The following is a 14,851-nucleotide window of genomic DNA, read 5'->3' on the forward strand; positions in this document are numbered from 1 at the left end:
TTCATCGATCATCGACTGTGGTTCTCCTACAGGGGACTTCCACCCCATCAGTTCATGCCCATGCTGGGCGTACACAAAAAGCGGGATACCACGGATAATATCCGTGGTATCCCGCTGTTGCGCTTAATTGTATATCGGTGATTAATACAAAACTGCTGGGCTCGGTGGTACTGTGCTGGGAGCCGGCGGCTCAGGTAATGTACCAGTTACTCCTATAACATCATTGCTGGTGATATGCGCACCTAAGTTGATACTGGCGCCTGTTCCTCGACCCTGCAGGTTCAATATGTCTACACCAGCGTTAATTGCCGGAGAGCTGCTCGAAAGAGTCAGGGTATTGGCCGTTGTATTTGCGAAGGCCGGATCTGATGAAATAGAACCTACTGTGTCTTTATTGAAACTACTCTGCCAGCTTGAAAAGCTATAATTGCTGTAGTTGACACGAGAAGTTACTCCATTACCGCTATAAAGATTATTTCTGTACGTCATACTGCTTAAATCAGAAATATCTTCTGCCTGGATTCCACGCGTATTGCCGACAATAATGTTATTGGCAAATACAAGATCTCTATAACCATTCGTACTCGGTTTGAAGAAGAGGCCACCATTCGAGCAGTTATAGAAAGTATTGTTCACAACATCAACGTTGGCTGGACTGACTGAATCGTATCCGATAAAAGTGATACCGGCACTACTATCGCGAACGATATTCTGGTAAATCTCTCCACCATATTGCTCCGACGCAGTGCCCAGTCCACCTATGGCAATACCTTCAGCATCGATATTATGGAGATAGTTGTACCTGATCGTCATTGGCCCACCATTGGCCCCTTTAACGAATATTCCACCACTACTGTCTGAGATATCGTTGTTTTCTATTGTTATATTATTGGAATAATAGAGCATGATAGACGATCCATTTCTATTTCTGCCTGCATTCCTTGTCCCATACAGGGTATTGTTTCGAACTAACGAATCTCTGGATTGTTCGATTCGGATGGCATTGTGATTGTCATTCCAGCTAGATGTAATACCCCTTACAGTTAAATTTTGAATAGTTACATTATTGGAGCTCCAAATAACAACTGGTCCGGTATCCGCTTTCGTATTGATATTTCTTTCGTCAAGAATAAAACCATCCCAGACAATATGACTCTTTCCATATGTGCCGATAAGCGGCTCACCTATTGTATTAGTGCTGGAGCTCAAAACTACATTACCCTCTGCCCTGAACACAATTGGATTACCACTTGTTCCTGAATTGGCAGGATTATAAACGGGAATATATCTTTCCCCTGTCCCTGAGCTGACATTATAACTACCGGACCTGACTATCACGACATCACCGGCACGAGCGGCCTGACCAGTGTTAGGGTTTGTTAAGGAAGTGCTCCCCCACGCGGCCCGCCCAAGGGACGCCCATGGATTCGAACTGCTGTTAGCTTCGTAACTGGTACTATCGTTGCCGGTACTATTGTCGACATAGAGCGTTTTTGCTTGCGCGACTGAGAAGGCAAGACATAGTGATGTAAAAATTAACAGCTTCTTCATGATATTACCCTCAACAATCATAGATTGTGTATATTACAGTAGTAGTAGCTAGTGTGATGCATATAGTGGCCCTTGAGAGAGAATTTAATTCACTGCATTTCTATCAGGAAAGTCGACTCATAAATTTTCCAACTAATCATGTTAGCCTTTAATCAAGCTATCGATACTTTAGGCATCCACTCATGGAATCATCACCACATCGTGTCGTTTGAAACCATTAGCAATCAACCAAACGGGTTGATTCAACAAACCTGACAACCAGGGCTCTCCGGGCGCTTGAGTATGACTCCATAACATATTGATAAATAGTATATTTTACATTTACCAGATCAGTGAAACCATGCCAAACACTTAACTAACATCCCGGCTTTGTAGTGTGTCAAAAACTCAATCTAAAGCTATTATCGGCAGTTAATAGTAGTTTCTCCATGCGTCAGTTCGCAATTGGATATGATTAAGTTCACAAAATACTATTGCAATGCAGTATTACCGCAAATCCATTCAGGATTTAATGTCATTACAGGCAACCGAATTAATATACTAAGTCCTGTACTTCCTTAAATAATAGACTTTAACCAATTCGTTAACGGATTCATGTCCAATTGTGTAGATCTTGTCCAATACCAGTTCTGTACAGAAGGATTAATATCCTTTTTATTCAATAAGTTAATCCTCATAAAGCAAACATACCTGTATTGAGTCTTCAGTCATGCAGCTGCACACGTATGCAGTTTCACCTAGTAGCTACAAATCAATTTCCCAGGAACAGGAGAATCTATCAGACACCCTATAAGCAGGATGCCGGGTGAGTGAGTGCATCACTTGATCTCAGTTATTGTTTATTGCCCTATCATGACTTGTACAATTTACCCATATTAAATACGTGGAAAACTGTAAGTCACACAAGATATACTGTACTCGAACTCTAGACTGGTCCAGCAGGCATTCGTGCAATCAGGAATTTGGCGTAAAACCTATCCCCTTCTTCCTTTTGCGACACTGAAAATATTTTTGTTGGGTTTCCAAAAGCCTCTTCTCAGTCTTTTCCTGCTTACGAGAAAGGCTTCACCCCTACAATTGTAAATAGAGAATTCTTCGCAGGATTTACCGTTGGATACTCTGTCTAGACAATCATTGGTATGCATCAAGGCATCTTCCCATTGGGCAAGGTCTAAAGTCCTTTTGGAATCTGCAAATCCCATATAAACAATAATAGTCTCTCCATCGATACATCCGATCTCATCAAAGCAGTTTTGCGGTTCATAATGAATAGTATTCGAGAGTCGCGCCAGTCCTTTTGCCAGCGGTAATGAGGAATATATTGCGCCATATCCCTGACCTGGAGCGGGTAATCCTCCAAATCCAGAAAACCACAACCCATTTATCGTGGCGCGCCCCAATGCCATTCTTTGTTGATTTACGCCACTTTGATGAAACAGCATTTGAGTTTCATTAAAAATATTCACCCATGCAGGTCTATCAGTACCATTAGGTAAATAGTTTTCAATATGGCGCCCAATCACAAAATCAATATCGTATGTTGTTAATTCCGGGCATTCCGGAAGCTGTAAATACCAGTCATCTTGATATTGAATTAAAAGAGACAACCCATCCGGTTTGAAATGATCGTTAAAATCCCTGGCTAGACTCTCCGCTTCATTTGGCTTGATATCTAATTGATCGGGGCCAAACAATAAAACCCTATCCCCGTCTGCCATTAAATGTACCGGGGTTGCTTTTGCCCAACACCTTTTGGCCGGTTCACCACCATAACCAAAATATGAAACAGCGCCGACCGGATAGTCTGAGCCTGAATCACTTGCGATCCCGAACAAATTAAACATCGTTTCCGTCAAATCGTTGCCTTGGAAAGGAACGACTCTTGAACGCGTCAAGTACTTTTCAAGCGTAGTGGGTCTGACTGGTGGCTTTTCGAGTTTGTTTTCCTCTTGTGGCCAGAGTATATCTGGCAAGAGCAGATGGATGTGCCCCGTATCTTTCATTTAAGATATCCACGGCAATTCAGATAATCGGTCGCTATTCCATATTATTTAAAATAGCTCGCTTAACTTCGTCAAGTTCGGCATCAATCGTGAGCACAGGTGATGTTGATTGTTGTATCGCCGTATCCGGGTCCTTGAGTCCATTACCGGTTAATGTACACACGATACTTGATCCTTCGGGGATTTTTCCTGATTTGACATCACGCATGGCACCTGCCAGTGATGTGGCTGAAGCCGGTTCACAAAATACGCCTTCTTGCTGCGCCAGGAGTTTTTGTGCGGCCAGGATCTCCTCATCTGTACATTCATCGAACCAGCCTCCAGACTCTTCCTTGACTTTCCAAGCCTGATGCCATGATTGCGGATTACCAATACGTATCGCAGTAGCGACTGTATCGGGATCTTCTACGGGCCCCCCGCGTAAAAATGGCGCTGAACCGGAGGCCTGGTAGCCTACCATTACTGGTTGTTTGCCTGTAACCGCACCCCCCGCAAATTTACATTTCCCGTTACAGTAAGCACATGCCTCTGTAACTTTATCCGCCGTGGTGCAGCTGTATTCACGGTATCCTATCCAGTGCGCGGTGATGTTTCCAGCATTCCCAACCGGTAAACAATGATAGTCGGGTGCATGCCCCAGCTCCTCAACTATCTCAAAAGAGGCGGTTTTCTGGCCTTGCAGGCGATATGGATTGATCGAGTTGACTATGGTTACGGGGGCATGCGAGGCAACATCTTTTACCAACCGCATACCATCATCAAAATTTCCTTTTATTTGAATAGTAACCGCACCATGCATCATTGCTTGAGCAAGTTTTCCCATGGCGATCTTTCCGTCCGGTATCAAGACAAATGCTGTGATACCTGCACGTGCTGCATATGCAGCAGCAGCAGCCGAAGTATTTCCGGTTGATGCGCAAATGATGGCTTTACTACCCTCTTCCACAGCCTTGGTTACAGCCATGGTCATGCCACGGTCCTTGAAGGAGCCTGTTGGGTTCAGCCCTTCGTACTTGACATAGATATCCACGTCCTTCTCGAGCTGTCGGGGGATGTTGTTAAGACGTATAAGCGGTGTATTACCCTCGCCAAGACTGATTATCCGGGTGTCGTCATGAACAGGCAGTCTGTCGCGGTATCTTTCTATCAATCCTGTATAGCGGGTACGGAATGGCATGATATAAACCTCAAAAAAAAACTAATTACTGTATCGAAGAGATCAGACCAGTATTATGATTTGAATGCTACTATCGAACAGTTGCGAGTATTTGAATCCGGTACGTTTACAATGGCTTCGCAAGCTTAAGAAATCACAGTTCAGCCATCGAGGCGTTCGACGCGTATTCGCATCACTTGCCCAAATACAGTTTCCAGTTGCTCTATTTCCGCGATTGCTTTGTTCAGCTGTTTCTCGATGACTTTCTGCGTCAGCATAACCAGTGGAACGGTATTATCCCCTTCATTGGGTTCCTTTTGCTGAATCGCTTCGATACTGATATGCGATTCAGCCAGAATGCTGGCAATTTTAGCAACCACTCCCGGCCTGTCGATAACCTGCATACGTAAGTAAAAAGTGGTTTCCACCTCTTCGATGGGTAATATCGCCAAGTCAACCAATTTACCTGGTTGAAATGCAAGATGCGGTACACGGTTTTCCGGATCTGTAGTCAACATGCGCACGACATCGACCACATCCGCCACAACTGCCGACGCTGTAGGTTTCGAGCCGGCGCCCGCGCCATAGTATAGGGTAGGGCCTACCGCATCGCCTTTAACCAACACGGCATTCATAACGCCGTCCACATTGGCGATGAGACGGCGTCTGGGAATCATGGTCGGGTGGACCCGCATCTCGATCCCTGTCTCTGTCTTGCGAGTAATGCCAAGGTGCTTTATCCGATAGCCAAACTGATCCGCATACTCAACATCCTGCGGTTCGATTTTAGTGATACCTTCGGTATAGGTCTTTTCAAATTGGAGTGGAATACCAAAGGCAATGGAACCGAGGATGGTCAACTTGTGTGCAGCATCGATACCTTCCACATCAAAGGTCGGATCCGCCTCGGCGTAACCCAAAGCCTGTGCCTCTTTGAGGACATCGGCAAACTCACGCCCTTTGTCACGCATCTCTGAAAGTATGAAATTGCCGGTGCCATTGATAATTCCCGCAATCCACTCAATATGGTTTGCCGCCAACCCCTCACGAACCGCTTTAATGATTGGAATTCCACCCGCGACGGCGGCCTCAAAGGCAACCATTACACCCTTTTGTTGAGCCGCCTCGAAGATTTCATTGCCGTGCATGGCAATCAACGCCTTATTGGCGGTGACGACATGCTTGCCATTCTCGATCGCCTTCAAGACCAATTCACGTGCAGGAGTATAACCTCCGATCAACTCAATGATAATCTCCAGCTCAGGGTTCTCCACCACGGAAAAGGCATCATCGGTAACCTCCACACTCTCTAGTCCGATGAGCTGACTGGGGTCGTATTGCTTTGCTGCCGCATGGGTAATCTGGATGCCCCGGCCTGCCCTGCGAGCGATTTCATCGGCATTGCGGGTCAGAACATTCAGCGTACCACCACCCACGGTCCCGAGTCCCAACAAACCAACTTTAACTGGATTCAAGATCTCTACTCCTGCTGTAATAAGTCCAATTAGTTTATGAGGCTTTTAAACCATCATTACGAAACATATCACGGATTCCACGCACAGCTTGCCTGGTCCGGTGCTCATTTTCTATTAATCCGAACCTTACATGGTCGTCACCATGTTCGCCGAAACCGATACCCGGGGAGACCGCCACTTTAGCTTCACTCAGAAGTTTCTTGGAAAACTCAAGCGATCCCATTGATTTATATGCATCTGGAATAGGCGCCCAAACGAACATTGTCGCTTTGGGTTTTTCCACCCGCCAGCCGACATTATTTAAACCGTCACAGAGTACATCACGACGGTTCTGGTACATACCGCAAATCTCTTTAACCACATCCTGCGGGCCTTCAAGGGCAGCGATAGCCGCCACCTGAATCGGCGTGAAAGTGCCATAATCCAGATAGGATTTGATCCGGGCCAGGGCAGCAACGAGGGTTTTGTTACCCGACATAAACCCAACCCGCCAACCGGGCATGTTGTAGCTCTTTGACAAAGAGTAGAATTCAACGGCTATCTCGTCAGCTCCAGGCACTTGCAGAATTGATGGCGCGACATAACCGTCGAATACAATATCGGCATATGCCAGGTCATGCACAACCCAGATATTGTACTCTTTTGCAATCTCCACCACCTTCTCGAAAAATTCCAGATCGACGCATTGTGTGGTTGGATTCCCTGGAAAATTGAGCACCAACATCTTTGGACGCGGCCAGGAGTCTTTGATCGATTTCACCAGCTCATCGAAAAAGTCGATACCCGGCACCATTGGAACGTGACGCACGTCGGCCCCTGCGATGATGAAGCCGTAAGGGTGTATGGGATAGGCCGGATTTGGCACCAATACCGAATCACCCGGCCCCATACAGGCCAGTGCAAGATGGGCCAGACCCTCTTTTGAGCCAATTGTGGCAATCACCTGGGTCTCGGGGTCCAGCGCCACATCGTAACGGGACTTGTACCAGTTGCTCATGGCGCGACGCAGTCGAGGTATGCCTTTTGACATGGAATAGCGATGGGTATCCTTTCGGTTCGCCACTTCACACAACTTGTCGACGATGTGCTGGGGTGTTGGTTGATCCGGGTTTCCCATGCCGAAGTCGATGATATCTTCCCCACGCGCTCGTGCCGCCGCCTTGAGTTCATTGACAATAGCGAACACATAGGGCGGCAACCGCTTGATTCTGCGGAACTCTTCCATCTCTGGCGTTGACACGAGAACCTCGACTTTTCTATTGGGTTAAAAGAGGTAAAGTTAACTGACCCACTATCAAAGATCAATTGACAAGATGAGATAGATCCAGATTGATAAGTCAGATCAGCGGTTTCGTGCCGTGAACGTAAAGAACATTACACCAGCGATCCAATGCAAGACGATTGCCGCATGGAAAGTTAGAGTTACGTCCCGGTGGAAAACAGAATTCAAGATACACCGTAGTCGCTCAGCAACCATTGATCGGCCGGAAACTGACTTTTTTCCTAGGTTGGAATAGGGTATGGTCTGCTCATGAAATTCATACTCGACGAGGCCAGCGATGGCCTCTCTATTCAACGTTATGATCAGGGTGAAGTCACCGTCAGCGGGGTCATTTACAGAGAAAACTGCATAGTGCTCCCTGATCGAATCATCTCAGCATGGCGTCCCGGCAGTTTTCTCGATCTCAGGCAGGAGGATTTCAGCTTTCTCGCTGAACTCTCTCCCGAAATCGTCATTCTGGGAACCGGTGACAAACAACACTTTCCGCATCCCAGCCTGGCACAGCCACTGATGCAGAACCAGATCGGACTTGAGGTAATGAATACGGCCGCGGCTTGCCGAACCTATAATATCCTGATGTCAGAGGGGCGTCGCGTGGCCGCCGCGCTGTTTATGATTTAACCCCTTCCTCTGCTTCGACATGAGCATCCTCATCACTGTCATACTCCAGTACAACAACATCCTCTGGGTAGGGATATCTTTTCACCGCGCTTTTACCCAATCGACACGATGATGCCTGGTGCAATGCATCTGATTCCATGAGAATCAGGATCAATACCGTGACCATAATAGGCAATATACCAACCCCTCCGATCAGTGCCATCACAGCAACCTTTTTCATATCGAAATAGGTAAATCCGATCCAACCCAAGAACCATACAACGAGAACGGCCAGCAACATATAGATAAAGATACGGCTGCGCTCAGCCGCAATCTGCCAATGCACCCAGACATACCAGGGATCCTGTGATTTCCTGGCCCGCCATAGTGTGTAAAAGAGCGCCACGAAAGAGAGGATGGGCACCAGTGCCAGGGGTTGCCAGTATGAGCGAACAAGTCCCAACGCCGCCACAAACCACAGGATATGGTTACCTATCAGATTGGTAAGAAAGATATCGTGTGGAATCTTGGCTTTATGCACCAAATCATCGGAAATCTCGAATTTCATCTATCTGAGCCTAAACGATCATCAACTGAAATATGAGACTACCACCGGATCTGTATGAATGCATCACTACGAAGCTGTAAGCAACGGAAAGATTGCACACCTATTCACCCCTCAATCTCATTAATCAGCTTTTTCACAAGCCATTATTTTGCTGATTAAGTATTAAAAACAGTATGATATAGATCACCATACCGGCCCATGGATGCTCTTTGAGAATTGTTATAAGCGAAATACCGCTTCCCAAGGTAGAATTCCTGCAAGATTAGGGGCGATTGGACAGATATACGCAGGTCCACACAACCTGGCACAATTCTCATCGCTGTCGATCATTGAAAAGATAATTCTGGTATCGGATTTACATATGGAAAAAAAGATAATTTTTTGGGTTGTCTCGTTGTCGCTGGTAGCGATCGCTCTAGCGATACTTTTGCCTGGCGGTCGTACAGTAGACACCAATCCCAGACTGCCTTGGGATATTACTATCAATGCAAACAATGAAGTTGAAGTGTTCGATCTTACCCTGAATCGCAGCCGCCTCGTTGATGCCCGTGAGGTCTTTCAGGAGCAGGGGGAAATCAATATGTTTCTTGCTGAAACCGGAGATCCAGCGCTGGAGGCCTATTTTGAGAGGGTCTTCCTGAGCGGTTTACGGGCTGACATTATATTGGTTCTGAAGGCTGAAACAGCCCAACTACAAGGATTGTTCAACCGGGGATCCCGTATCAGCAGGACATCCGGGACCATACATAAGGTTGAATTATCCAGTGAAGACCAACTCCTGGCGGCCAACCTTCCTATCGAATTGATCAACTACGTACCGGCAGCTAACCTGGATGAGTCACTCATTCTCAGCCGATTCGGCGAACCTTCGGAGAGAATCAGTGAGGGTGAGAGTGGCATGACACACTGGATCTATCCCCATAAAGGCCTGAGTATCGGAGTCAATCCTGAAGGAAAAGAGCTGATTCAATATATGCCCCTGGAGAGGATTCCGTCCTTTGTGGAACATATCACGCACGACACAGGTGAAAGGGGAAAATGATCTGGGGCCTGTTCACACAGACCCAATCGATCCTGATAAGTCACTCCTGATCTTCAGCATCCGGCATCATCTGTTTGGGTATTGTCTTCTTCCTAGTCGTTTTGATGTCATCGTCCATCAGAATACGGTGGGCTTCCCCATCCAGGTCATCAAACTGGCCACTTCGGGCTGCCCAAAACAGTACTCCGACTGCTGCAAGTCCTAAAAGAATCATGCCGGGTATCAAACCATAAATGACATCCATCTAGCAGCTCCAATAGATTGACTAACCACAAACCGAGGTAGAAATACCTCCAGGTCTGCCTGGCGATCAGGCGGATTCCCGGCTCTCTTATACTGACGAAAACAATCGACATTCAATCCTGTCGTTTCTCTCGCGTACAGTTTACAGGTTGCTGAAACAATATGCCTGTCTGATTCAAGTTACAACTATTCCAGCATGGGCTCGCAGATATTGTTACTGCGCTCTAACCCCCTTGAATAAAGTTCGTATACGTGCCGAATTTCCAATTACCGCCAATGAACTGAGTGGCATCGAAATAGCAGCGACCAATGGTGTGACAAATGCCGCCATGGCCAGCGGAACCATAATGATATTGTAGACGATTGAAATACCGATATTTTGACGGATGGTCAAAAGAGTCCGTCTGGAGAGACCAATGGCGAGCCTCACTTTCTCCAGTTCACTACTCATCAACACTATATCCGCACTGGCAATGGATACATCGGTTCCTGATCCCATCGCAATGCCCACATCCGCCCGAACCAAGGCCGGCGCATCATTGACGCCATCACCCACCATTGCCACCCGTTGCCCCTGTTCCTGCAGTCGCTGCACCACCTGATCTTTCTGCTCCGGCAATACCTCAGCAATCACGTCCATACCACCCAGACGATGCGCAATCGCCTCTGCCGCCTGTTGGCGATCACCGCTCAGCAGGGTGAGATGCAGACCCTCTGCCTTGAGATCAGAGATCAACTCCCTGGCATCCGGCCGTATCCTATCCTCGACCGCAACCAATCCGACCTGGCGGCCATCTATGCCGATGTAAAATGAGCCCACGCCTTGTTCTCCCAATTGCCGGGCGAACTGCTCAAGCCGGTCAGATCGTGCTAGCCCTTCGTTACCCATCATCACCGAATTACCGGCACAGAGTTGCTGATCCGCCACAATCCCAGAGACGCCCAGGCCAGGCCTATATTTAAACTCACTCCCCTTCAATCGGGTTGTACCCGATGCAAACGCTTGGTACCAACTTGTAACCGCCTGGGCAGTAGGGTGCTCGGAAAACCGCTCTATGGCGAATGCCTTTTGCATAAGCTCAACCACCGATTCGGCTGGAGGGGTGGTTTGGTTCACTCCCCATTCAGCCTCTTCTGTATAGATCCCGACCACCGACATGCCACCCTCTGTCAGGGTGCCTGTCTTGTCAAAGACAACATGATTAATCGATGAAAGGGTTTCAAGCACTTCACCGTTCTTGACCAAGATGCCGTATTTCGCACCCAGTCCGGATGCCACCGCGATGGACATGGGCGTTGCTAAGCCAAAGGCGCAGGGACAGGTGATAATGAGCACTGAAGTGGCAGCCAATAATGCCACTTCAAAAGAGTTATCGACCCAAAAAAGAAAGGTCGTCGTCGCCAATAGCAGTGTTACCGCCACGAACCAGGGTACAATCTGATCTGCAAGACACTGGATTGGAGCTTTGGAACCTTGAGCCTCCTCAACCAGACGTATAATACGCCCAAGCGCCGTATTCTTCAGGGAACCGGTAACCTTAACCTGTAAAACACCATGAGCATTGATGGTGCCCGCAGAAACTATGTCGCCTTCCTTCTTATTGACTGCCTGAGACTCTCCCGTGAGCATAGCCTCGTCGACACTGCTATGCCCATTGGTGACAACACCATCTACGGGTATCCTTTCACCGGGTTTGACCATGACTGTGTCGTCGGTACCGACAGCCCGGATAGGAACGATTTTCTCCTCACCATCTACCAGGCAGGTTGCCACCCTGGGCTGGAGGTCCAGCAGACGTTGTGTTGCAGCTACCGCCTGGCGTTTAGAGATCGCCTCCAGATAGCGGCCGACCAGAATAACAAACAGGAAATTGACCACCGTATCGTAGTAGACCTCGCCTATCAGGCTCCCGGTTACAGTCACATAGACAGAATAGAGATAGGTGATCGAGGCCCCGATGGCGATGGGTAGATCCATGCCTAGATGGAGATTGCGCAAACCGGACCAGGCACCACGGTAGAAGGGGTAGCCTGAATAAAGCAACACAGGTGTTGCCAAAGCGAATCCGATCCAGTGAAAGAGGGAGCGGAACTCTCCCTCGTTGGCACCCGAATAGAGTGCTATGGATACCCAGAGCAGATTCATCATACCGAATGCGGCAAAGGCCATGCGGTAGAGTAAATTACGGTTCTGCTTTTTCAGCGAACCCTCAGCAATTTCCGGGTCGTACGGTACCGCCGCGTAGCCTATCTGGCCTAGACGTTTGATGATCCGGGACAGACTGATGGCGCTGTTGTGCCATTTCACATGCAGCCGCTTTCCGGACAGATTGACCTGGGCCGAGGTTACTCCGGCTTCGGCATTCAGGGTATGCTCAATGAGCCAGACGCAGGCGGCACAGTGAATGCCTTCGATCAGCAGATGTATCTCTCTCTCCTCCCCCAGGTCATCGACAAACTCTTCCTGCACCTCATCCAGATCGTAGAGTGCAAGTTCCTTGGGGATTTCGGGTGGTGGAGCTAGACAACCATCTTCCGGGGTGCGCAGGTAGAATCCATCCAATCCCGCTGCATAGATCGCCTCGCATACCGCTTTGCACCCCAGACAACAGAAATGTTGAGGTTCACCGTCAATCTCGGCGACTATATCCTCTTTAGGCGGAACAGGCAGATTGCAGTGAAAGCAGGCCTCCGGACTGTCTTCCTCTGAATGATTGGCTTGCACTAAAGGAGAGATACTCAAGGGATCCAATCAATTCCAACGCCAATTCGCTTGGGCGTATTGTATTCATCTTCCCCGTTTTTAATACTGACCAAGGCATCCCAGGCCCCCTTCAGAGGGAAGCTCACCTCAGCTTCATACTCACCAGGCCCAACTTGATTCATGGCAACGGAAAAGTCCTGTTTGGCGTCAGACGGACGATAGGCATAAAAGGTCACACCATCCCGGGAGATGGGATTCCCCACTTTGTCCTTCACCGTAAAACGACAGACAACCGACTGGCCGACATCGATTTTTCGGGGCATATCTATGCTCATGATCCAACCGGGATTTCTTGCCTGCTTTTTGAGCATGTTTTCTTCATAATCCTCGCCGCGTTCGTAGAAATCATCCACCACCAAACCCGGATTATTGTCGATGGCGAGGTAGATCATGATCATGTTCATGGTGAAGAAGATCACCACCATGGCCACCCAGGCGATGACCCACGGACTTTGCCAGGCTGATTTTTTCTCTGTCATAGCGGTGGATTATAACTTTTTGGAAGAACAATTAAAAAGGGCGGGCTTTTGCGCCCGCCCTCAAATTCAGACTCACTGATTCTAACGCTTAGGGCCGATAAAGACACTATCCCGACTGCCTTTCAACAGCTGGCCGTCATACTCTCCTTGTACTGTGAACTTGACCGGGGAGGTTTCAGCGGTCAACAACTCTTTCGGTACTCGAAGAAACACCGTCCGTGCCGTTACCTTTCCACGCCTTGCGGTAGTCACCTGATCCTCATCCACCATAATCAAACCCTCAAGTCCCTGTGCCGAAACTTTGACCGAAAGATCCTCAGTCAACTTATTGAGAATCTTCAAGGTGTATTTGTTCTGGATGCTGCCATCACTCTGCAGCACGAAAAGCGGCTGACGATCATGGATGACCTTCAACTCCAGCGGTGCCAGAGAGGTCAATCCATAGGCTATACCTATCACGGCAGCCGACATGATCGCCGCATAGATCCATACCCTTGGCCGTTTGTAGAGCGGTTGTGGTTTCTTGTTCGCCTCCAGGGCCTCATAGGATTCATATCGAATCAAACCTTTCGGCCGACCGATCTTCACCATGACCTCATCACAGGCATCGATACAGAGGGCGCACATGATACAGCCCTCCTGTTGGCCATGACGAATGTCCACACCTGTGGGACAGACAGCAATACACTGTTTGCAGTCGACGCAATCCCCTGTGGTTCTCTCCTCTTCGGGTTGCCCTTTCTTGATTCTGCCCCGAGGTTCGCCACGATGAAAATCATAGGTAGGTACTACCGTCGTCTTATCGATCATAACACCCTGTATACGGGCATAGGGACAGAGCCAGAAACAGGCCTGCTCACGCATATAACCCGCGAGGACATAGGTGCCTGCGGTAAACAATGCGATGGTGCCATATGCGACCGCGCTGGCCTGTAAAGTAAACAGATCACGCCATAGATCGAAGACGTCATAGAACCAGGCGACAAAGCTGATGCCGGTCACTATCGAGATAACGAGCCAGAGGATATGCTTGGTTACCTTGATTCTTACCTTAGAGAAACTGATGGGCGCCTTTTCAAGTTTTCGCCGTTTTTGGGGCGAACCCTCGAGCTTATCCTCCAACCAGGTAAACACATCGGTCCAAACCGTCTGAAAACAGAAAAAGCCGCAATAGACACGACCGGCTAATGCCGTGGCTACTGCCAACAAAAGGGCAAAGAAGAGCAGTGTCAGGGAGAGCATCCAGAAATCTTGCGGCAGTATGGTTATGCCTAAGATATGGAACTGGCGATTGGGGATATCGAAAAGAACCGCCTGCCGATCACCCCACTGAAAATAGGGACCGATGAAAAAGATGATCCAAACCGCAGCGCTCAGCCATTTAATGTTACGCCAGTACCCCCCCATGCGCTTGGCATGAATGGTCTCCTCGCCGGTATTGAGATGCCAATGCACCGACTCCGCATAAAGGTCATCCACCACAGACTGTTGGGCTGTCGTGTTTTCATTTCCGCTCAAGGGATCAACTCCTGTGAAATCAGTGATGTCGTTCAGGGCAAAATGATAAATGCTAGCATAATTACACGCCAATGCGATTTATCAATACATTAGCATCAATTAAACAACCGTCCCTAATCATATTTCCGACTGCTGATTTTCCGGAATTTATCCTTAATCCATATAAAAAG

The 14,851-nt window shown here is 48.2% G+C and carries 12 protein-coding genes; 2 read left to right on the forward strand and 10 right to left on the reverse strand.

The genetic code is table 11. From position 1 onward, the window contains the following. Window positions 1-141 precede the first annotated feature (141 nt). The 5 genes from CODIS_RS11775 to alaC all read right to left on the reverse strand — a co-directional run bounded on the left by CODIS_RS11775 (window position 142) and on the right by alaC (window position 7,410). On the reverse strand, window positions 142-1,551 hold the full coding sequence (locus CODIS_RS11775; protein WP_069125134.1) for a right-handed parallel beta-helix repeat-containing protein: 1,410 nt from the start codon (window positions 1,549-1,551) through the stop codon (window positions 142-144). A 974-nt stretch (window positions 1,552-2,525) separates the two neighbouring features. After that, window positions 2,526-3,554, reverse strand: coding sequence for a hypothetical protein (locus tag CODIS_RS11780; protein ID WP_069125139.1), 1,029 nt, complete (start codon window positions 3,552-3,554; stop codon window positions 2,526-2,528). Between the two features lie 34 nt (window positions 3,555-3,588). Continuing rightward, window positions 3,589-4,731, reverse strand: a complete 1,143-nt coding sequence (gene thrC, locus CODIS_RS11785) for a threonine synthase (protein ID WP_069125144.1) — start codon at window positions 4,729-4,731, stop codon at window positions 3,589-3,591. Window positions 4,732-4,871: 140 nt separating this feature from the next. Then, on the reverse strand, window positions 4,872-6,185 hold the full coding sequence (locus CODIS_RS11790; RefSeq protein WP_069125148.1) for a homoserine dehydrogenase: 1,314 nt from the start codon (window positions 6,183-6,185) through the stop codon (window positions 4,872-4,874). A gap of 34 nt (window positions 6,186-6,219) precedes the next feature. After that, window positions 6,220-7,410: an alanine transaminase gene (gene alaC, locus CODIS_RS11795; RefSeq protein ID WP_069125153.1), complete on the reverse strand. Its 1,191-nt coding sequence runs from the start codon at window positions 7,408-7,410 to the stop codon at window positions 6,220-6,222. 306 nt (window positions 7,411-7,716) lie between these two features. Between alaC and CODIS_RS11800 the strand changes: the two genes are divergently transcribed. Next, window positions 7,717-8,088: an Mth938-like domain-containing protein gene (locus CODIS_RS11800; RefSeq protein WP_069125157.1), complete on the forward strand. Its 372-nt coding sequence runs from the start codon at window positions 7,717-7,719 to the stop codon at window positions 8,086-8,088. Here the strand turns inward: CODIS_RS11800 and CODIS_RS11805 are convergent. Next, window positions 8,078-8,635: a hypothetical protein gene (locus tag CODIS_RS11805; RefSeq protein ID WP_069125161.1), complete on the reverse strand. Its 558-nt coding sequence runs from the start codon at window positions 8,633-8,635 to the stop codon at window positions 8,078-8,080. The genes CODIS_RS11800 and CODIS_RS11805 overlap by 11 nt on opposite strands. Before the next feature lie 361 nt (window positions 8,636-8,996). On the opposite strand from CODIS_RS11805, the gene CODIS_RS11810 reads away from it, so the two are divergent. After that, window positions 8,997-9,677, forward strand: coding sequence for a hypothetical protein (locus CODIS_RS11810; RefSeq protein ID WP_069125494.1), 681 nt, complete (start codon window positions 8,997-8,999; stop codon window positions 9,675-9,677). A gap of 40 nt (window positions 9,678-9,717) precedes the next feature. Here the strand turns inward: CODIS_RS11810 and ccoS are convergent, their stop codons facing one another. The 4 genes from ccoS to ccoG all read right to left on the reverse strand — a co-directional run bounded on the left by ccoS (window position 9,718) and on the right by ccoG (window position 14,681). Next, window positions 9,718-9,921 carry a cbb3-type cytochrome oxidase assembly protein CcoS gene (gene ccoS / locus CODIS_RS11815; protein ID WP_069125165.1) on the reverse strand — a complete coding sequence of 68 codons (204 nt, stop codon included), beginning with the start codon at window positions 9,919-9,921 and terminating at the stop codon, window positions 9,718-9,720. A gap of 213 nt (window positions 9,922-10,134) precedes the next feature. Further along, window positions 10,135-12,645 (reverse strand): heavy metal translocating P-type ATPase, encoded by a 2,511-nt coding sequence (locus CODIS_RS11820; RefSeq protein ID WP_201259029.1) that lies wholly within the window; start codon window positions 12,643-12,645, stop codon window positions 10,135-10,137. 14 nt (window positions 12,646-12,659) lie between these two features. Next, complete coding sequence (locus CODIS_RS11825) at window positions 12,660-13,163, reverse strand: FixH family protein (RefSeq protein WP_069125169.1); 504 nt, start codon at window positions 13,161-13,163, stop codon at window positions 12,660-12,662. An 81-nt stretch (window positions 13,164-13,244) separates the two neighbouring features. Further along, window positions 13,245-14,681, reverse strand: coding sequence for a cytochrome c oxidase accessory protein CcoG (gene ccoG, locus CODIS_RS11830; RefSeq protein ID WP_069125174.1), 1,437 nt, complete (start codon window positions 14,679-14,681; stop codon window positions 13,245-13,247). Window positions 14,682-14,851 lie beyond the last annotated feature (170 nt).

This window comes from Candidatus Thiodiazotropha endolucinida (genome assembly GCF_001715975.1).
Classification (GTDB): Bacteria; Pseudomonadota; Gammaproteobacteria; order Chromatiales; family Chromatiaceae; genus Thiodiazotropha; species Thiodiazotropha endolucinida.